Origin of the sequence: Paenibacillus harenae (genome assembly GCF_030812415.1) — a bacterium.
Lineage (GTDB): Bacteria > Bacillota > Bacilli > Paenibacillales > Paenibacillaceae > Pristimantibacillus > Pristimantibacillus harenae_A.
Map to the genome: position 1 here is coordinate 294813 of NZ_JAUSST010000001.1, position 19418 is coordinate 314230.

A 19418-nucleotide genomic window follows, 5' to 3' on the forward strand; every position below is an offset into this window, starting at 1 on the left:
GCCGTTATGAAAAAAATCATGCTCGTCGACGACGAAATACTCGTTAGGGAAAGCATACGCGATTGCATTAATTGGGAGAAGGAAGGCTTTATTTATTGCGGAGACGCATCGGACGGCGAGGTGGCATTGCCGCTCATCGAGCAGCTTGAGCCCGACATCCTCATTACCGATATTAAGATGCCTTTCATGAACGGCATCGAGCTAAGCGAAATCGTACGTACCCGAATGCCCGATATTAAGATCATTATATTAAGCGGACATGATGAGTTCGAATATGCAAGAGCGGCGCTTCGCGTCGGAGCAATGGAATATTGCTTGAAGCCGGTAAGCGCGGCGGACATTATCAGGCTGCTGCAGGAGACGAGCAAAGTGATCGATAGGGAGCGGCTGGAGCGGGAGCAGCGTCAATTGCTTCTGCAATTGCAGAGCGATTATGCGGTCAAGACCCAGCATAAGCTGCTGAACGACATATGCTGCGGGCTTATTGCAACCGCAGAGGCCATGCATACGGCAGCACTTCTGAACGTTGCGTTATATGCTAAGCATTACGTTGTCGCCGTAACCGATTTCCGCTGCCATGACGGCCGTGCACGGTTAGTCGCCGATCAACTTCAAGAAGCGGAACAATTCTTGTCCAGCGAGCTGTCACGGCTGCCGATTGAGCCGTTGTCGTACAAACGAAGCCATACCGAAACCGTCTGGCTGCTGAAGGGTCAAACGGCACCGCAGCTTGAAGGGGCGCTCCATTATTTGCAAGCGGGACTGAAGAATCAGCTTGAGAAGCTGTTTCCTTGTACGCTGGCGCTTGGAACAGGAAGCATACAAGAGCGGTTGCAAGGCGTGCATGCCTCCTATCTCGACGCGGAGGACGACAAGCATTGGCGCAGGTTATCGCAGCATAATCGTTTGGCATTGTTTCAAGCGGCCAGCAGTGCCCAAGGCCAATCGGCATGGCCGGATCGGCAACGATTCATTGAATTCCTGAAGCTGGGCGCTGAGCATGAATCGGCAGGACTTCTCTCCTCGCTTGCCGACAGCTTGCGAAGCGTCGATTGGAGGGACTCATTCTACGGTTATTATTTGTTGAACGATTATACGATCGAGGTGTTGAAAACGGCGCACGGGCTGCATTTTGCATCCGCCTCCCCTGCCGAGACGATGGAGCAGTTCGAGCAGAAAATGAACAAGGTCAGAAGCGCTGATGAAGCCCGCGCCTATTTGCAATGGCTGTTGTCGCAATATTGGCAGTGGCGGTCCGATGCGTCGGATAAATATACGGAGATGCTGGAGCAGGCAAAGAGCTATATCGCCAAAAACTATGGCAACGATCAATTGACGCTGCAGGACGTAGCGGATCATGTCATGGTAAGCCCCAGTCATCTGAGCAAAGTGTTCAGTCAGGAATGCGGCCAGACCTTCATCGAGTTTCTAACGCAGACGCGTATTCGAAAAGCGAAAGAGCTCTTATTGTCAACGAGCTCGAAGTCCTACGAGATTGCCCATAGGGTCGGCTATAACGATGCCCACTATTTCTCAAATTTGTTCAAACGGATTACGGGCATAACGACGACGCAATATCGCAAGCAGCAGCTTCTAGGAAACGGCAGCGTATTGCAAGCTCAAGGAGCAATGCATGAGAATGGCAAACATTAGCTCCACACGCTTTGGCAGCATCCTATCCATGGGCTTGCTCCTTCCTCTGCTGCTTGTCGCATCGGGCTGTACGGCGAACATCGAGCAGCCCGGCGAGCCCATTGCAGCCAATCAGACCGCAACCGAAGGAGCTTCATCGCATTTATTCGGCATCATTTATCCCATGGCGCATCCTTACTATGAGACGGTTACGCAAGCCGCTTTGGAGACCGCGGAAGACTACCATGCGAAACTTATTGTCAAGGCGCCTGACGAGGCTAATCTGGAGCAGCAGATTCGAATGATGGAGACGATGATTAAGCAGAGCGTAGATGGTATCGCGATCGATCCGATCGACGCCGATGCGCTTGCCCCCGTTATCGACAAAGCCATCATGGCAGGCATACCGGTCATTACGTTCGAATCCGACTCGCCTGCCAGCAAGCGTCTCTCCTTCATCGGTACGGATAATTACAAAGCTGGCGAGCGGATGGGCCGAATGCTGGATCAGCTGTTGCAGGGCCGGGGCATGATTATCGTCGAGACCGGCATGGCGAAGATGAGGAATGCGCAAGAGAGGCTTAGCGGCATGCTCGCGTTTATCGAAGCTCAGACCGAGATACAGGTGTTGGAGGTCAAATACAACGAGGGCAGCGATACGGTCGCATTAACCGAGCTTGAAGCGATGATCGACGCCCATCCTCACTTCGACGGATTTGTCGCCATTGACGTAATATCGGGGTCAACATCCGTTCTCGTATGGAAAGCGCAAGGCTTGAATCGTTATGCGCTTACTTTCGGCATGATGCCCGAGATTGCCGAAGCATTGCGCAACGGTCAATTGACGGCAGCGCTGTCGCAGAACGAGCATATGTGGGGGACGAAAATTATCGAGACGCTGGAGCATGCCGCTTCCGGTCAGGACATTCCGAAGAGGATCGAGACGGGGACGACGGAAGTGACGATTGCGGATGTTGTCCAGTAAGGCGATATCGGAGTTACTGCGGCAAGCCTCAGTAACTCCTGCGCGTTTATGTTGCTGCGGTAAGCCTTAGTAACTGCCGCACGTGTATGTGACCGTGGCATGCTTTCGTTACTTTTGCCGAGTCTATGTTGGATTGCTGCAGTAAATTTAGCCGGTTCATTGGTCCATTCGAGCCTATGATGGATATCTGCATTAACTTTGCTCCGACTAGCCCCAAAGTGGCGTATATGAGTGAAGTTACTGCGAATATCCATTACAGTTTCCAATCAGGGTCATTCAAGCGCTTCTATCCTGCAGAAATCCAGTCACTCCTAACCCTAATCGGAAACAGGCCGTTATGCAAACAACGGTTGACCTAACCATGCGAAAGGGCTGCCAACGAGGTCAAAAACGACCCGGGGCAGCCCTTTACTTTCACCGTAATGGAAACAACTATCGATATTCGATAAAGAGCGATTCGGCGGCTTGTCTTGCTTGCTGGCGGGCTTGCTCGACATCGGCAGCGCTGCTCAGAGCAACAGCCATGCGACGGCCTACCTTCGTCTCCGGCTTGCCGAAGACGCGCACTTGCGTATTCGGTACGGAGAGAGCTTCATCCAATCCGCCGATGCGGAAGCTGCTGCTATCGCGATCGGCCTTAAGCGTATAAGAAGCGCCTGGCGACAACAGACGGATGGTCGGGATCGGATAGCCGAGAATGGCTCGCACATGAAGCGCGAACTCCGTCAAGTCTTGCGTCGCCATCGTTACCATGCCCGTATCATGCGGCCTAGGCGATACTTCGCTGAACAACACGCCGTCCTTCGTAATGAACAGCTCCACGCCGTATAATCCGTATCCGCCGAGCTCATCCGTTATCGTGCGTGCAATTTCTTCTGCTTCCTCAATGTGCTGCATCGTCATAACATGCGGCTGCCACGACTCGATATAGTCTCCATCCTTCTGAATATGTCCAATCGGCGCACAGTAGCTTGTGCCGGATACCGAGCGAACCGTAAGCAATGTAATTTCCGACTCGAAGGTGATGAAGCCTTCGACGATAATGCGCTGCTTCTTCGCCCTGCCGCCTTCCATCGCATAATTCCAACAGCCTTCAATGTCTGCCTCGGATCGGCAAACGCTCTGTCCTTTGCCCGAAGACGACATAATGGGCTTAATCACGCAAGGAAAGCCTAATACAGAGGTTGCTTGGCGCAGCTCGTCCAAGGAATCAGCGAATTGATAAGGCGCCGTCGGAAGTCCGAGCGTCTCCGCAGCCAAGCGGCGAATGCCTTCGCGATCCATCGTCAATCTTGCCGCGCGAGCCGTAGGAATGACGCGATGCCCCTCTTTCTCCAGCTCAAGCAGCGTTTCCGTCGCGATCGCTTCGATCTCAGGAACGATTACATCAGGTTTCTCCTCTTCGATGATGCGCCGAATGGCTGTGCCATCCAACATATCCGTCACGTAGCTGCGGTGCGCCACCTGCATAGCCGGTGCATGGTCATAACGGTCGACGGCAATTATCTCTACGCCGAGCCTCTGCGCTTCAATGGCGACCTCCTTGCCTAACTCTCCAGAACCGAGCAGCAGAAGTTTACGGGCATTCGGCGATAGCGGTGATCCATACATAACGAGAAAAAACCTCCTGAAAGTAAGCCGAATCAGACGAGCCGCCAGGCTAGGCGCACGATATCCGATGTTCGGCTTTTTTCTTCCATTGTGGAGGTTTCTTCACCAAAAATCAACTATAAATGACGATATTCCTTACAAGAAACGGTATTGCGCCTCAATTAATCCGTTATATACGCCGCGCTTGCCGATTAATTGTTCGTGATTTCCTTGCTCGACGATCTCGCCGTGGTCAAGCACGATGATTTCATCGGCATGACGAATCGTCGATAGGCGATGCGCGATCATGAATGAAGTACGGCCTTTCAACAGCGCCTTCAACGCCTCTTGAATCTTCAATTCGGTCTCGGTATCGATACTCGCTGTTGCCTCATCCAGTATAAGAATGCGCGGGTCGGCAAGCAATGCGCGAGCAAAGGATAACAGCTGGCGTTGACCCATCGAAAGCACGTTGCCACGCTCCTCGACCTGCGTATCGTAGCCATCCGGCAAACTCATGATGTAATCATGCGCGTGAACGGCCTGCGCGGCCTTGACGATCTCCGCATCGGTCGCGTTCAGACGTCCGTAACGGATGTTGTCGCGGATCGAACCGGCGAAGATGAAGGTGTCCTGCAGCACGATGCCGACCTGCGAGCGCAAGCTCTCGATCGTTACTTCTCGTATATCGATGCCGTCGATCAATACGCGGCCCTGCACCGGATCGTAGAAACGGCAAAGCAGGTTAATAATCGTACTTTTGCCGGAGCCGGTATGGCCCACAAGCGCAATCGATTGACCTTCTTTCACGTCGATCGTAATTCCTTTTAATGCCGGTCTGCCAGTCTCGTATTCGAAAACGATAGAATCGAATTTCACTGCGCCTTTGATTTGCGGGAGATCTCTTGCTTCTTGGCGCTCGCCAACCGTCGGCTCTTCATCGATGAATTCGAAGATCCGCTCGGACGATGCCATAGCGATCAACAATTGCGAATACATTTGGCCCAAACGGTTGATAGGGTCCCAGAAGTTGCCGATGTAGTTCGCGTAGCCGACGAGCAATCCGACTGTAATGACATCCTGCTGAATGAGATGCGCGCCGTACCAGAACAGGATGAACGTCCCGATTGCCGCCGTAATCTCAATGACCGGTCCGAACGCTTGGTTCAGCGCGGACGCTTTGTTCCATGCTTTCACGTTTACGGTATTCATCTGATTGAAGAAACCCATATTGTCTTTCTCTTGCACGAACGCCTGGGTAACCTTCATCCCTTGAATGCTCTCGTTCAAATGCGAGTTAATACGAGATTGCTTCATGCGCACATCCTGCCAAGCAAAACGAATCCGCTTGCGAAGCGAAGTCGATACAAGGAACATGATCGGTACGGTAATCATGACCGCTAGACCAAGCTTGAAGTTCCATACCAGCAAAATAATGACGATACCGAACAGCTGGACGCAGTCCATCAATAGGTTGACGACTCCGTTCGTGAACAAATCCTGCAGCGCGTTAACGTCATTCGTTACCCGGACGAGCACGGAGCCCGCCGGGCGCTTGTCGTAGAAACGGAACGACAGCTTCTGAATGTGCTGGAACAAGTGGTTCCGCAGGTCATAAATAACCTTTTGGCCAATGATGTTCGTATACTTGATCCGGTACGTATTCGATGCCCACTGCAGCACGTATAGAAACAACATGATTCCGGCGATAACGAGCAACTTAGGGACACTTGCCGAAGAGCCGTTCTGCGGCTGAATCGCTTCGTCGATGGCGAGTATGACGAGTGCCGGAACGCCCAGCCGGGTGAACGTACCCAAGATCATCATGACGATAACGGGGATCAGCTGTTTCGTATAAGGCTTCATATACATGAACAGCCTGCGCAGCTGCGCCCAGTTAAACGGCTTCTCGATCAGCTCGTCGTCCTGGTATACGAACCGTTCGTTTTTGTTTTTCGCTTTGGTTTGCGTATGGGAACTGGTGCTCATTATACTGTGCTCCTTTTCTGACCTTGCGTTGTTAAAGCGGAAGCGACATTCTCTGTCTGTAGAAAATCGGCGTATTGGATGTTGTACGTATCGCGATAAGGTCCATTTTCGGCAATAAGATCGGCATGCTTGCCCCGCTGCACGATGACGCCTTTATCAAGCACGATAATTTCATCGGCATGGCGCAGCGAGGAGATACGATGGGCGATAACGAATGTAGTCCGTCCGGCCATCAGCTCTTTGAAGCCGGCCTGAATCTCATGCTCGGTTTCCATGTCGACCGCGCTTGTCGCGTCGTCAAGGACGAGAATGCGCGGATTTTTGATAAGCGCGCGCGCAATGGCGATCCGCTGCTTCTGTCCGCCGGACAAGCCCATCCCCCGCTCGCCGACGATCGTGTCGTAACCAAGCGGCAGCTCCATGATAAAGTCATGCGCCTTGGCCAGCTTAGCGGCATGCTCGATCTGTTCATTCGTAACTTCCTTAACGCCGTAAGCGATATTGTCGCGAATGGAGGCCGAGAACAGGAATGTTTCCTGGAAGACCGGAGCGATCTGGCGGCGAAGGCTCGCCACGTCCAGATTTCGGATATCTATGCCGTCAAGCGTAATCGCGCCTTGCTTCACGGTATAAGCCCGCATTAGAAGTTGAATGAGCGTCGACTTGCCCGAGCCGGTAGCGCCAAGCATCCCGATAACCGAGCCGGCCGGAGCATCGATGTTAATGTTCGTAACCGCCGGCGATTTGTCCGGATAGCTGAACGTTACATTTTCGAACCGTACATGGCCTTTGACCGTCTCGTTTGTCACTTCGACCGCGTTCTCGATGTTTTTGACATGAATATGCTCGTTAAGCAATTCCAGAACCCTCTCGCCCGATGCCTTGAACTGCGTATAGTTATTGATATGGAAGCCAAGTCCCCACATCGGCCCGATAATGTACCAGATCAAGCTGAAGAAGGCAACGAATTCGCCTAGCTTCAATTCTCCGTTAATGACAAGAACGCCGCCCGCAACAAGCAGGATAACGGCACTTATGTTCGCCGAAAGCTCCATGACCGGAAAAAATTTGGCCCAAATCGCAGACGCGCCGACTTGGTTTTTCTGATAGGCCTCGCTGCGCGTAGAAAATTTCGTAACCTCATGCGATTCCCTTGCGAACGACTTGACCGTGCGAACGCCTGTAATGTTCTCTTGCACCGCCGTCGTCAGATTGCTCATCGCTTGGCGCATTTCGCGGAACGCCGGGTGAATGTTTTTCTCGAAGCGAAGCGCCGTGAATATAAGCGCCGGAATGGTCACGAGCGTAATGAGCGTCAATTGCCAGTGAATCGTCATCATCATGATGCCGCCGAATATAACCATCAGCACCATGTTCAAAATCTGCGCGAAACCGAAGCCGATAAAGTTGCGAATGGCCTCCAAATCGGCCGTAAGACGGGACATCAGGTCGCCTGTTTTTGCTTTGTCATAATATTGGAAGGACAGCGTTTGCAATTTGTCATAGCTGGCATTGCGCAGGCTGAACGCTACGCGGTTGCCCAGTCTTCCTCCGAAGAAGCCATGCACGAACTGCAGGCAGCCTTTGAAGGCGACGACGCCTACGACCGTGAAGGCGAGCGCCGGCACAAGATCGAATCGCCTAGGCGTTATGACATCGTCAATCAGGTAGCGCAGCAGGTTGGGGTACACAATCCCTAGTGCCGTAGCACACATAAGCGCCGCGATCGAGGCGAACAAAAACTTTCTTTCGGCCCAATAAAATTGTTTTAATTGCCTTAACACGTCCAAGAAAAAACATCTCCCCGTCTGCTGTTTTATAAGTATGAGTGAATATTAACAGCATCCATATATAGGGGCAAACAGTATAAAATTGCGTATATTTGATTGAAACCTCTTTTAATGGCGATATAGGAATGCCACTCCGCCAAAGCTCCCAAATAGTCTTAAATCGTGACAGATATGTGCACATTGCTCCGTTTTTGCATGAAAACACACAAATATAAAAAATGCTATTTCAGACGCGCCGGGCGTCCAAAATAGCATTCAGCGATAATTGCGATAGATACGGAATTGTTTATTGATAATTAGAGATCAATCAGCTCGCGGTGCAGCTTCTTAAGCTGATCCGAGTTCGAGCCGCTCTCAAGGAAGCTTCGCTTGCCTTCGGCGTAGTCGAGCATATCTTCACGCAGCCTTGTCGATGCATGGCCAGCCGCAGTCAGCCAATATTCGCTGTACAGCACCGTCCATTCGGCAATGCGGGCTGACATCCAGCCGTTCAAGGACGGAGCAAGCAAGCTCTCCAAGTCTTTGCGCAAATTGCCTTTGCCTTCTCCTTCGAAAAACGTTCTCGGCGACTTGAAGCGGCTCCATAACCACTTGGATTCGACTTCGTTCGCTTCCCATGGGGCAGCTTCCGGCGGCGTTGGCAAGGCGTCGGGGCGATAAGGAACCGCCTCGTAGCCCTCTAGCGACTCTTGCAGCAGCCCAGCGCAGCGCTCATAGCGTTTCTGCAACCACGTATGCACGCCTCGTTCCATCCGCAGCGAAGTGGCTTGCAGCTCCTGTGACAGCTCCATCTGAATGAAGCGCTGCAACTCGAGCCACGAGGTCCAAATCGTCTTGCGCAAGTCGCGTCCGTCGTCTTGAAGCGAGGATGGGTTAAAGGCGAAGTTGTAGAACTCGCCGAACCTTTGTTGAATCCGTTTCACGACATAGTAGAGCAGCTCGCTGACTTCTTGCTCGAGTTGCTCCGGCGCACCAGTCGCACGAAGCGCCGACAGGTCGTTATCTCCGGCGGTTACCGCGCTCAGCAAGCCGCTTAGCTCTGCTTCCCGAGCGGCGGCATCGCCTTCCGCGCTCTTCACCCAGCCCGCCACCGTTGCGGCAGCACGTCTTAGATCCTGGTGAGCGGCATCGATCGCCAGCTTGCCGAGATCGTTCCGGATGAACGATAGAAACGCGTTCTCGAATGCTTCTATTCCGGAACGGCTTAGAAGTTCGGCATCGCCGTCCACTTTGCCGTCAAGCGCCTGCAAGCTGGATACCGGATAGAGCCTTGGATTGCGGATGGCATGCTTCGCCAAATTGTCCTCGACATGCGCAAGCACGCCAGCAAGCTCTTCTTCGTCAGCGGCAAGGTCGGCCGCGTTGACGAGGAAAAACATTTTATCCAGCTCGAACTGGTCCTTCACGCGTCCCAGCTGCATCAGAAATTGTCTGTCGGCCTGAGAAAATGCATGATTATAATACGTGACGAACAATATCGCGTCAGCGTTCTTGATGTAGTTGAAAGCAACGCCCGTATGGCGGGCGTTGACCGAATCGGCGCCCGGCGTATCGACGAGCACGATGCCTTGCGCGGTCAAGTCGCAGTCATAGTACAGCTCGATCTCGCTGACGAAGCAAGAGCGCGACTCTTCGGCCACGTAACGCTCGTATTCCGCTTGATCGACCATTAGCTGTTGTCCGAGCAGCCCTTCATGCTGCTCCCACCCTGCGCGGGCGGCGCGGAGGAAGCTGTAATGCGGGCGTCCGCCCGCTTGAATCTTGTCCGGCGACAGCTTGTCGATGGCGAGCATGAGCGAGCCTGCGTCCGGCAGCTTCTCCTCGGACGCTTGCTCGCCGAGCAGCGCCAGCGAATAGCGCACGTCGGACAGTATCGCCTCGCTCGTCTTCATGACGACGAGCGCCGTGCCGTGCTGCCGTTCCGGCGTAGGCGGAACGAGACGGTTGATCGCCGCCGTCGTCGGATTCGGCGAAACCGGGAGCACCGGCTCGCCGATCAGCGCGTTGGCGAGCGATGACTTGCCGGCGCTGAAAGCGCCGAAGAGCGCTATGGTGAACCGGCTGTTCTGCAGCCGGTTCGCTTTGTCGCGCATCGCATGCGCGGCTGCTGCTAGTGCCGCGTGCGGCTCTAGCAGCTCTGCGGCGCGCAGCAGCCGCGCGGCAGCGCTATGCTGCTGCGCGAGCGCGGCGCCGCCGCCCAGCGAGCGGCGGCTAGCGCGAGCTGCGCCTGCCGGCGCGGCCGCAGCAGCGTTAGCTGGCTGCGGCGCGGGCACAGCTGCCGCGCCGGCAACGGCGGCGGCTGCGCTCGGCGCCGGCAACGGCGGCTTCGCCGCCGGTCGCGGCAGCTCCGCTGCGAGCCGCGCCGCATGCGCGGCAGCGCGCTCCGCGAGCGCTGCCAGCGCCTCAGCGGCGCCAGCTTGCGAGCGTAGCCCCGCAAGCTGCGCCTGCGCCTCGGCGGCAGCGGCTTCGCCCGCAGCCGCCGCATGATCCGCCAGCGCTTCGATAATGCCGAACGCGCGCTGGCGGTACACCCCTTTCGCATCCGCTGCAAGCTCGCGGCTGTAAATCATCGTATACTCGTTGCCGATCACCGCTCCGGCCTTTACTCGTTCAACGATCCATGCAGGCTCGGGCAGCCACGTCAGCGTTTCCGCCAACTGCTCTTCGAGCCGCTCAGCGGAATACCCGATCCGCTCTGCCGCTTCCCGCAGCAATTGTTTCACATGCCAATCGATGGCCGCGCTGATGAGCGAGGACAGCTCTGCGCGGAACGCTTCCAGACGCCGTTCCTGCTCCGCGGCCGTCTTCGCCCCAGCGAACAGCAGACCGGTCTTGAAGCCCGGTTTGCGGCTCTCCAGAAACGACTGCGCCAGATCGCGCAGCGCGGCCGGCGTAATATTCGCATTATCAAGTACCCTTTGCAGTTCTTGACGGAGCTCCGAGCCAAATAACTCCTTCTGCTCCTGAAGCGAACGAATGCGTCTCGTCAATCCTTCCATTTCCGATTTAAGCTGGGACAACGCTTCTTCCCCGCCCGCCTCTTCGATCAGTCGCTCTCTTTCCGGCTCTTGCTGTTCCTGCAACCACTTCAAGTGGTTGCCTGCAAGATGCCTAAGCGACGCATCCACGCTGTAAGCGCACAGAGACTCTCTCAGCTCTGAGAGTTCCTTCAACAGCACAAGCAGCTTATCCCATTCCTGTTGCGGATGGCTCGGCTCGCGCAACGACAAATAAACGATCCCTGCCGGCTCAAGATGCCAAGCATGGAACGCTTCCTCTACGCTTCTGCGATAGCTCTCGAACGATAGCTCACGGTCACGATGCTTATCAATCTGATTCACGATAAAATATAAGGGCTTGCCCCAATCCTTAAGCTGCTTCGCAAATGCGAAGTTGATCTCGGACTGGACATGATTGTAGTCCATAACGTAGAAGACAACGTCGGCCAAATGAAGCGCTGATTCCGTGGCCATTCGGTGTGCGTCATCCGTTGAGTCGATACCCGGCGTATCGAGCAGTACCGTATGGTCGCTAAGCGTCTCGCTAGGATACACAATCGAAACGGACGTGAACCGCTCGCCGTCTACGCAATATTTATCCAGCTCATCGATTCGAACTTCCGCCCGCGAGGTAACGCCGTTCTTGATCGTCTCCACTGCGGCGTACGCCCGATCTCCCCCGCGTATGGACACGACGTTGGCGCTTGTCGGGATCGGACTCGATGGCAGCAGCTTCGTACCGCACAGCTTATTGATAAGCGTGGACTTCCCTGCCGAGAAATGTCCGCAAAAAGCGACAGTAAGCCGACCTTCGGTCAGCTTACTGTTCAGCTCCTGCACTTGCCTTGAATGTACCTTATCTCCTGCGGCAGCCATAACGCCGGCTGCACTCGCAATAGCTCCCGCTATGCTCTGCACCGTCATTTCAGTCATAGTCTCAGTCTGCTCCTTAGACGGCTTCCTCTTCGTCCGAAGGCAAGCAAATTTCGAACACGTTGCCGTGCTGCAAAATCATAATGTTGCGCGCTTTCTCCTTCATGACGACAACCTCGGGTTTAATGCGCATGCGCTCGATGTATTGTTCAGGCACGTCGCCCGAGCCGCTGACCGTTATGCCTTCAACGACGATATCCTCGTTTTCTTGCGGAGGCGCTTCAAGCACCTGCTCGTAAATATCGGAGAAAAGCTCAAAATTGTTTGTGTACACGGAAATACATTTCATCCTTATCATCCCCTACCAGCTATTTTCAGTTCAGCTTTATTTTTGGTTTTATTGCCAGCCTTCATACGCTGCTTGCCTTCTTTGCATAGATCAAGCAAAGGACAGACCGGACATTGCGGATTTTGGGCTTTGCAATGATAGCGGCCGAAAAAAATGAGCCGGTGATGCGTCACCGTCCATTCCTCCTGCGGAACAAGCTTCATCAGCTTCTTCTCGACCTCAAGCACATTATCGTCTAGCTTTGCAATGCCTAAACGCTTCGATACGCGATCCACATGCGTATCAACCGCGATCGCGGGCACGTCGAAGGCGTTGGACATGACGACATTCGCCGTCTTCCGTCCTACGCCGGGCAGCTCGGTCAAGCCTTCATGGCTTGCGGGCACTTCGCCGTCGTATTTGTCGATCAAAATGCGGCATAGCTTCTGGATATTGGACGCTTTAGTGCGAAACAGACCGATTCGGCGTATGTCTTGCTCGAGTTCCTCTAGCGGCACGCCCAAATAATCCTCAGGCTGTTTATACTTCTGGAATAACGAAGCCGTTACTTTATTAACCGTTTCATCCGTGCATTGCGCGGACAACAAGACGGCAATCGTCAACTCGAACGGGTTGCTGTGATTGAGCTCGCAATGAGCATCCGGAAACATCTCGGCAATGATATCCAATATATGACGCATTTTCTGCTTCGCATTCATCGTCCTCTCTCCAATCAAACACTATCGTTCAAAGTGTAGCGAAATTTGTCACGGTTAGCAACCGAAAACAGCCACTTTCTATAAAAAAAACTGCTCTGGAGAGCAGTTTTTTCACGAAACATCCTAATTTAAGGCTTAATTCACTCGAATAGCGGTTGCAGCGGTTCCTACATAAGAAGCTGTAATCGAACTGCCTACGGAAATATTGCCGATCGACGCTTCCTTGCCATCCTTATCGGTCATCGGCAAATCTTTGATCGACAGATCGAATGCATTGCCCGTCGCCGGTTTCACGCGTAACTTCTTGTTCATGATATCGATGACTTGAACCGTATAGGTCACGTCGCGATGCGCTTTGATCTTAATAATACTCTCTTGGGTCGGGTTAAGCTCGACCGTAACGAGATCATCCTTCTTAAGCTCGGAAAGCGGCGTCGTGTTTGAGCCCGGCGTCTCCAGGTAATTAGCCGAGTACGGCAAAGTAATCGTAACGCCCGAATCAAGCTTCACTTTAATTTCGTAGTTGAGCGTATCGATCGACACGAATTTGCCTGTATAAGTCGTTACGATCTTAATGGAGACCACTTTGTCGCCGGTGTAAGTCAATACGACTTGCGTGCCTTGCAACAACAGGTCATACGAGTTGCCAACCGCAATGATGGTGCCGTAATACTCGACCTTTGTTTTGTCCGTAAGATAGAGCACCTTCGGATTCTTGCCGTCGAAATCTACAATCGTCAGCAGCTTCATATCTTCCACGAAGCTCGCGATTTTCGACTGATCCAATACTTCAACCTTCCGGCTCTCTACTTTGATGTTCGTTACTTGCTCAGTATCGTCCAGCGTAAGCACGACTTGATCCGTTTCCTTCAGCAGGTCGTCCAACGTAGCATCATTGAGGCCTTCAATCTGAATCGTGACGCCTTTGGCCAGGTACTTCGTAACCAGAGCATTGTTTTCCTTAACCGTGATGATCTTGCCGTCCGTCGAGAAGAACGTTCCTGCGACCGTCTTCTGATTCGAGTTCGGAGCTGTCAGTATTTTAATAGTCAGCGGCGTCTGTCGGAAAGTATCCTGCACGATACTGACCGGAGTATCCGCCCTCAAATCGTTAAGGGTCAACGCTGTACCTTCCGTATCCTGAACAACTAACGAGTCATCGTAAGTGAACGGCGTTGGATTATCGTTAATCCATAGATAGAGTTTTTTCTCGCTGCTAACGTTTCGCAAAAAAGTTCCCGCAATCGTCTTCGTATGAGCCGTATCGCCTTTTACTTCCACGTACTTCGCTGCGCCGTCCTTGGCAATAACGGTAATATCGCCGTAAAGCAAAAGTTCGGCCTTCGTAATTGGCTGCGTGTTTTTGAATGTGTAGTACAGCGTGTTCTCGTCCAACGCATAGGACGTTTCGACACCGTCCTCGTACACGGTCAGCGAGGAATCGGACAATTGCGTCGCAATGCCGCTCGATTCACCCTCATACTCAACCTCAAATTGCCCTTGCGCGAAGCTAAGAATCGTAGCCAGGCTTGCTCGCGTAATATTCGCTTTCGGTTGGAAAGTCGTTTCTGTTATGCCTTTGACGAGCCCAAGCTCGACAGAAGCATTTACGTATCCCAGGTACTTCGAATCGATCTGATTCCCATCGGCGAAAGCGGATTGCGTATTTTGCAAGCTAGCCGCAAGCTCGGTTTTGCCGATCGCCTTTATAATCAGTTTCGTTACCCATTCGCGCGAAGCAGCTTTCGTTCCCCAATCCGTTCCAGGATTATCGGACGCTTGCGCCATCTCCGAAGTATCAAGCAGACCTTCATTGAAGGCCGCCAATACGTATTTCTTGAAGTTTTTGCTGACTTCAAACGATTCCTGGAACTCAATTTCGGCGTTCGGGTCGTTGTCCACTTTGTCCATAAGCCCTGCAAAACGGAGCGCCATAAGGACGGCTTCTTCCTGGGATACGTTTTTGCTCGGAGCGAATGTGCCGTTCGGATATCCCGAGATAATGTTCTGAAGCGCAAGCTTGGCGACATGCTTCTCCGCCCAATGGCCTTTGCTGATATCGCTGAATGGCGTATTCAAACCATTTGCAGCCGCATATGCTGCTTGCGGGGCAGCCGCATATCCTCCGCCAAAAGCAAGCGATAAAGCAAGCGCGCCGATTACAGCTCTTTTCCCATTAATATGAATTGGCATATATGAATCCTCCTAAAGTTTTGCTACGGCCGGCATTTATTTGCGGTATGGATGCTCCAACTCAACGTGCCCCATAAGAGTCTCAAGCGCTTCACCGTCTACGAGAATATCAACGGCATTTACAAAATCGAATTGGAACAGCGTTTTGGTGAGCGATTCAATCGCTAGCATCTCGCCCGGTCCGCCCAATCTTGCTTCATCTGGCAACAAAATGTCGACGGTAACAAGGTCGTCCTCCAAGGTCACTTTATCGAAAGCGATCGCCTTCCATAAGGAAATCTCTTCTTTGCCGCCATCCTTCTGCAGCTCGGCCAAGGTTGATTTCACAAGCGCCAGCTCGTTATCGCCTTCGCTTAGTTCGATCTCAACTTCGCGAGCGGAAGTCTTCGTTAATTCCGAATCCGTCGAGAACACGGATATGGTACGCTTCACGGGAACCGACTGCTCCTGGGACGGCGGCGTTGTCGCGCCGGACACACCGTTGCTCACGGCCGGCTTATCCTGCGCCCCGCAACCGGCAAGCGTCAATGTGAATAGAAAGGCGGCTAGCAGCCCTCGTGCTTTGACATTCGTCATACGACTGAACACCTGCTTCCTATTTCAATTTGAAATATTCCTTAATGCCGGCAACAAGCTCTGCGGCAATACGGTTCTGAGCTGCATCATCAAAGAGTACTTTCGAGTCTGCCGCAAGCGATAAAAATCCGGCTTCGAGGAGTACGGCAGGCATTGTCGTTTCTTTGATAACCTTGAATGCTTCCTTCTTCACGCCGCGGTCTTTAAGCTGTGTTCCGGCCAACAGATGCTTATGAATCACTTCCGCCAAGCTCTTGCTATTCTCGCGATAATAATACGTTTCAGAGCCAGTTGCACTGCTGCCCTTCAAGCTGTTGGCATGAATGGAAATGAACATGTCGGCTTTCACGTTTTCGGCGAACGCGATTCGTTCCAGCAAAGTCGGATACGTATCACTCGTTCTCGTCATATGAACCTTGATCGACTTCTCGTTAGCCATGAGCGCTTGCATCTTGAGAGCGATGCTCAGATTAAATTCCTTCTCCCATCTCTTCAGGACGCTCTGTGCACCCGGATCGCTTCCGCCATGACCGGCGTCAAGAACGACGTCATAAACGTTATCCGTAACCGGAGGCTGAGGATCAACGGGAACCTCGGGTTCAACAGGCAATTCCGGTTCTGGGTCAGCCGGCGTCTCCGGCTCAGGCGGCACTTCGCCTGAAGGCATAAGATCAATCCGGTATTCCCCAACGCCTTCCGTCATGACGTAACCGGTATCCGCGTTCACATCCAGCACAACCCGAGCTACGGTCGGCGTATTAGAGAAGATCGAATAACGATAACTTGTAATTAGCGGGTTATCCGTTACTTCGGCTTTCACTTGGCCGCTTGCAAGCTCAGTCGCCAGATTGGAGGAGTAACTCGTATTCGGAAAGTCGAGCACGATCCGCTTCGGATTATCCAGCACTTGAACCTTGTTGGGCTTGGCTGCTCCTTCGTAATTAACGGAAATGCCGCCAATCCCATCGAAGGATACGCCTGTAATCCATCCCGTAGGTTGTTTCGGCGGTTGAACGATATGTACTTCCTTCGTGTCTGCCTTCCACTCGAATTCCAAGCCGAATTGCTCGCCTACGAATCGGAGCGGCACCAGCGTCGTTCCTTTGACGATGATCGGCTTCGTTTCCATTTGAACCACTTGATCGTTTACAAGTGCAGCATTGTTATTAATAGTAAGCTTAATAACATTGCTTCCGTCGTTGATCGTAACTGTCTTGGCCGTATTGTTCCACTCAACCTGGAAGCCAAGCCCTTCTGTAATAACGCGAATAGGCACGACGGTAGATTGGTTCACAATTTGCGGATTCGCGTCTGGCTGCAGCAGCTGACCGTTCAAGTAAAGTCTCGGAACGGCCTCGGCAGCTTGTCCAACGCTAGCGAACATCGTGAACAATACGGACATGAACAATAGAATGGTTACAAATTTCTTCATTTTCCACCTCGATGACTGAATTGCCCGCATCGAATGTGAACATTCGACTTTTACAGACGCAAATATAGACGCAGCTTGTCAGAAAAAGTTGCGATCAAAGGAAAAAAGAGGACAATCGCCGTTGCCGGTCGGATTGTCCTCTCCTTGGAGCGTTTCGTTAGCCCAGACGTGCGGCGTGTTTCTGCTCGTATGCCGTAATGAGAGCTTCATGCGAAAGCGTCAAGCCGATATCGTCGAGACCTTGCAGCAGGAACTGACGGCGGTGCTCGTCAAGCTCGAAAGCAATGCTAAGACCGAGCTCGTCAGTCAGCAATTTGTTCTCTAGATCAACAGTCAGCTTGTAGCCTTCGTGCTTCGCCGTACGCTGGAACAAGTCTTCCACTTGCTCTTCGCTTAGCTTGATCGGCAGAATGCCGTTCTTGAAGCAGTTGTTGTAGAAAATATCGGCATACGACGGCGCGATAATGACTTTGTAGCCATAATCGAGAATCGCCCAAGGTGCATGCTCACGGGAAGAGCCGCAACCGAAGTTCGCCCGGGAAACGAGCACGGATGCGCCTTCGTAGCGCGGTTTGTTCGGCTCGAAATCGGCGTTTACTTCGCCGTTCTCATGGAAGCGCCATTCGAAGAAAAGAAACTGTCCGAAGCCGCTGCGCTCGATGCGTTTCAAAAATTGTTTAGGAATAATAGCGTCGGTGTCGACATTGACCCGGTCGACCGGGGCGACGATGCCTGTAAGTTGTTTAAACGGTTCCATACCTGAAATACCCCTCTCTCACGTTCAATTAGTTCAACACTTCGGTTTTGATTTCCCAATCGCGTACGTCCGTGAAGCGTCCGTTAACGGCTGCAGCCACAGCCATTGCCGGCGATACAAGGTGCGTACGTCCTCCGCGGCCTTGACGACCTTCGAAGTTACGGTTGGAAGTCGATGCGCAGCGTTGTCCAGGTTTCAATACGTCCGGGTTCATGGCCAAACACATCGAGCATCCTGCATCGCGCCATTCGAAGCCTGCTTCCGTGAAGATTTTATCGAGGCCTTCCTGCTCAGCCTGAATCTTAACGCGGCCAGAGCCCGGTACGACGATTGCCGTTACTTTCTCGCTTACTTTGTAGCCGCGGGCGATCTCGGCTGCAGCGCGGAGGTCTTCGATACGTCCGTTCGTGCAGGAGCCGATGAACACGTAATCGATTTCGATTTCCGTCATTGGCGTGCCTGGTTTCAAATCCATATATTCAAGCGCGGCTTCCGCAGCTTTACGCTCGTTCTCTGTCGGAAGGTCGGCAGGGAACGGTACCGAAGACGTGATGCTCGTACCCATACCCGGGCTCGTTCCCCAAGTAACTTGCGGGATCAAAGCGTCAACGTCGAAGTGTACGATTGTGTCGTATTCAGCGCCTTCGTCCGTCGTCAATAGCTTCCAAGCCGCAACGGCTTCTTCAAAATCGGCCGGAGCGTACTCACGGCCGCGAAGGTAATTGAACGTCGTTTCGTCCGGTGCGATAAGACCGGCGCGGGCGCCAGCTTCGATCGACATGTTGCAGACCGTCATACGCTCTTCCATCGTCAGGCTAGTGATGGCTTCGCCTGTATACTCGATTACGTAGCCAGTTGCGAAGTCCGTGCCGTACTGCGCGATAACGCCGAGAATCAAGTCTTTCGCCGTTACGCCAGGCTTGCGCTTGCCGTTGAAGCGAACTTCCATCGTTTTTGCTTTCGATTGCTGCAGGCATTGCGTGGCAAGAACATGCTCAACCTCGCTCGTACCGATACCGAATGCCAGCGCGCCGAATGCGCCGTGCGTCGAGGTGTGGCTGTCGCCGCAAACGATTGTTTTGCCCGGATGCGTCAGGCCAAGCTCAGGTCCCATAACGTGAACGACGCCTTGGTCGATGCTGTCAAGGTCGAACAGCTTTACTCCGAAATCTTTGCAGTTTTGCGTCAGCGTATCGATTTGTTGCTTCGAGATCGGATCGCTAATATTAAAGCGGTCTTTGGTAGGTACGTTGTGATCCATCGTTGCGAACGTCAGGTCCGGACGGCGCACTTTGCGGCCCGATAGGCGAAGGCCTTCGAACGCTTGCGGCGATGTAACCTCGTGCACAAGTTGCAAGTCGATATAAATTACGCTTGGTTTGCCTGCTTCTTGATGAATGACGTGATTATCCCAGATCTTCTCAAACATTGTCTTTTTCGTCATTATGCTCACCCCATCATTTCGTTAAATCTTTCTGCTCCGTTAACTGAACCTATCATAGCATTTCTTTCTTCATTGAACCAAGATATAATATCTATAACGTCTATAGGTAAT

General features: G+C 52.9%; 13 protein-coding genes. 2 read left to right on the forward strand and 11 right to left on the reverse strand.

Going from position 1 to position 19418, the window contains the following annotated elements; translation table 11 throughout:
• Positions 1 to 6 precede the first annotated feature (6 nt).
• Together J2T14_RS01305 and J2T14_RS01310 are read left to right on the forward strand one after the other, a co-directional pair.
• Positions 7 to 1653, forward strand: coding sequence for a response regulator transcription factor (locus J2T14_RS01305; protein ID WP_307467035.1), 1647 nt, complete (start codon positions 7 to 9; stop codon positions 1651 to 1653).
• The gene (locus J2T14_RS01310) at positions 1640 to 2617 is read left to right on the forward strand and encodes a sugar ABC transporter substrate-binding protein (protein WP_307467036.1); all 978 of its coding nucleotides are present in this window, start codon (positions 1640 to 1642) and stop codon (positions 2615 to 2617) included. Before J2T14_RS01305 ends, J2T14_RS01310 begins: the two co-directional genes overlap by 14 nt.
• A gap of 432 nt (positions 2618 to 3049) precedes the next feature.
• Here J2T14_RS01310 and purT read toward each other — a convergent pair whose 3' ends face one another.
• The 11 genes from purT to leuC all read right to left on the reverse strand — a co-directional run bounded on the left by purT (position 3050) and on the right by leuC (position 19307).
• Positions 3050 to 4228, reverse strand: coding sequence for a formate-dependent phosphoribosylglycinamide formyltransferase (purT, locus tag J2T14_RS01315; RefSeq protein WP_307467038.1), 1179 nt, complete (start codon positions 4226 to 4228; stop codon positions 3050 to 3052).
• 135 nt (positions 4229 to 4363) lie between these two features.
• Positions 4364 to 6196: an ABC transporter ATP-binding protein gene (locus J2T14_RS01320; protein WP_307467040.1), complete on the reverse strand. Its 1833-nt coding sequence runs from the start codon at positions 6194 to 6196 to the stop codon at positions 4364 to 4366.
• Positions 6196 to 7986 carry an ABC transporter ATP-binding protein gene (locus tag J2T14_RS01325; protein ID WP_307467043.1) on the reverse strand — a complete coding sequence of 597 codons (1791 nt, stop codon included), beginning with the start codon at positions 7984 to 7986 and terminating at the stop codon, positions 6196 to 6198. Before J2T14_RS01325 ends, J2T14_RS01320 begins: the two co-directional genes overlap by 1 nt.
• A 296-nt stretch (positions 7987 to 8282) precedes the next feature.
• Positions 8283 to 11918, reverse strand: coding sequence for a dynamin family protein (locus J2T14_RS01330; protein ID WP_307467046.1), 3636 nt, complete (start codon positions 11916 to 11918; stop codon positions 8283 to 8285).
• Positions 11919 to 11934: 16 nt separating this feature from the next.
• Positions 11935 to 12207: an NAD/NADP transhydrogenase alpha subunit gene (locus J2T14_RS01335; RefSeq protein WP_307201479.1), complete on the reverse strand. Its 273-nt coding sequence runs from the start codon at positions 12205 to 12207 to the stop codon at positions 11935 to 11937.
• 5 nt (positions 12208 to 12212) lie between these two features.
• On the reverse strand, positions 12213 to 12905 hold the full coding sequence (nth, locus tag J2T14_RS01340; protein WP_307467049.1) for an endonuclease III: 693 nt from the start codon (positions 12903 to 12905) through the stop codon (positions 12213 to 12215).
• Positions 12906 to 13040: 135 nt separating this feature from the next.
• Complete coding sequence (locus tag J2T14_RS01345) at positions 13041 to 15098, reverse strand: S-layer homology domain-containing protein (RefSeq protein ID WP_307467051.1); 2058 nt, start codon at positions 15096 to 15098, stop codon at positions 13041 to 13043.
• A gap of 36 nt (positions 15099 to 15134) precedes the next feature.
• The gene (locus J2T14_RS01350; protein ID WP_307467054.1) at positions 15135 to 15674 is read right to left on the reverse strand and encodes a GerMN domain-containing protein; all 540 of its coding nucleotides are present in this window, start codon (positions 15672 to 15674) and stop codon (positions 15135 to 15137) included.
• Between the two features lie 19 nt (positions 15675 to 15693).
• Complete coding sequence (locus J2T14_RS01355; protein ID WP_307467056.1) at positions 15694 to 17106, reverse strand: N-acetylmuramoyl-L-alanine amidase family protein; 1413 nt, start codon at positions 17104 to 17106, stop codon at positions 15694 to 15696.
• A gap of 157 nt (positions 17107 to 17263) precedes the next feature.
• On the reverse strand, positions 17264 to 17863 hold the full coding sequence (leuD, locus tag J2T14_RS01360; protein WP_307467059.1) for a 3-isopropylmalate dehydratase small subunit: 600 nt from the start codon (positions 17861 to 17863) through the stop codon (positions 17264 to 17266).
• Positions 17864 to 17891: 28 nt separating this feature from the next.
• Positions 17892 to 19307 carry a 3-isopropylmalate dehydratase large subunit gene (gene leuC, locus J2T14_RS01365; RefSeq protein WP_307467061.1) on the reverse strand — a complete coding sequence of 472 codons (1416 nt, stop codon included), beginning with the start codon at positions 19305 to 19307 and terminating at the stop codon, positions 17892 to 17894.
• Between the last annotated feature and the right edge of the window lie 111 nt (positions 19308 to 19418).

Excerpts from the sequence above, each read along its gene's own strand:
- J2T14_RS01305 (WP_307467035.1), top strand. The coding sequence starts at position 7 with ATGAAAAAAATCATGCTCGTCGACGACGAAATACTCGTTAGGGAAAGC.
- J2T14_RS01310 (WP_307467036.1), top strand. The coding sequence starts at position 1,640 with ATGGCAAACATTAGCTCCACACGCTTTGGCAGCATCCTATCCATGGGC.
- purT (WP_307467038.1), bottom strand. The coding sequence starts at position 4,228 with ATGTATGGATCACCGCTATCGCCGAATGCCCGTAAACTTCTGCTGCTC.
- J2T14_RS01320 (WP_307467040.1), bottom strand. The coding sequence starts at position 6,196 with ATGAGCACCAGTTCCCATACGCAAACCAAAGCGAAAAACAAAAACGAA.
- J2T14_RS01330 (WP_307467046.1), bottom strand. The coding sequence starts at position 11,918 with ATGACTGAAATGACGGTGCAGAGCATAGCGGGAGCTATTGCGAGTGCA.
- J2T14_RS01335 (WP_307201479.1), bottom strand. The coding sequence starts at position 12,207 with ATGAAATGTATTTCCGTGTACACAAACAATTTTGAGCTTTTCTCCGAT.
- nth (WP_307467049.1), bottom strand. The coding sequence starts at position 12,905 with ATGAATGCGAAGCAGAAAATGCGTCATATATTGGATATCATTGCCGAG.
- J2T14_RS01345 (WP_307467051.1), bottom strand. The coding sequence starts at position 15,098 with ATGCCAATTCATATTAATGGGAAAAGAGCTGTAATCGGCGCGCTTGCT.
- J2T14_RS01350 (WP_307467054.1), bottom strand. The coding sequence starts at position 15,674 with ATGACGAATGTCAAAGCACGAGGGCTGCTAGCCGCCTTTCTATTCACA.
- J2T14_RS01355 (WP_307467056.1), bottom strand. The coding sequence starts at position 17,106 with ATGAAGAAATTTGTAACCATTCTATTGTTCATGTCCGTATTGTTCACG.
- leuD (WP_307467059.1), bottom strand. The coding sequence starts at position 17,863 with ATGGAACCGTTTAAACAACTTACAGGCATCGTCGCCCCGGTCGACCGG.
- leuC (WP_307467061.1), bottom strand. The coding sequence starts at position 19,307 with ATGACGAAAAAGACAATGTTTGAGAAGATCTGGGATAATCACGTCATT.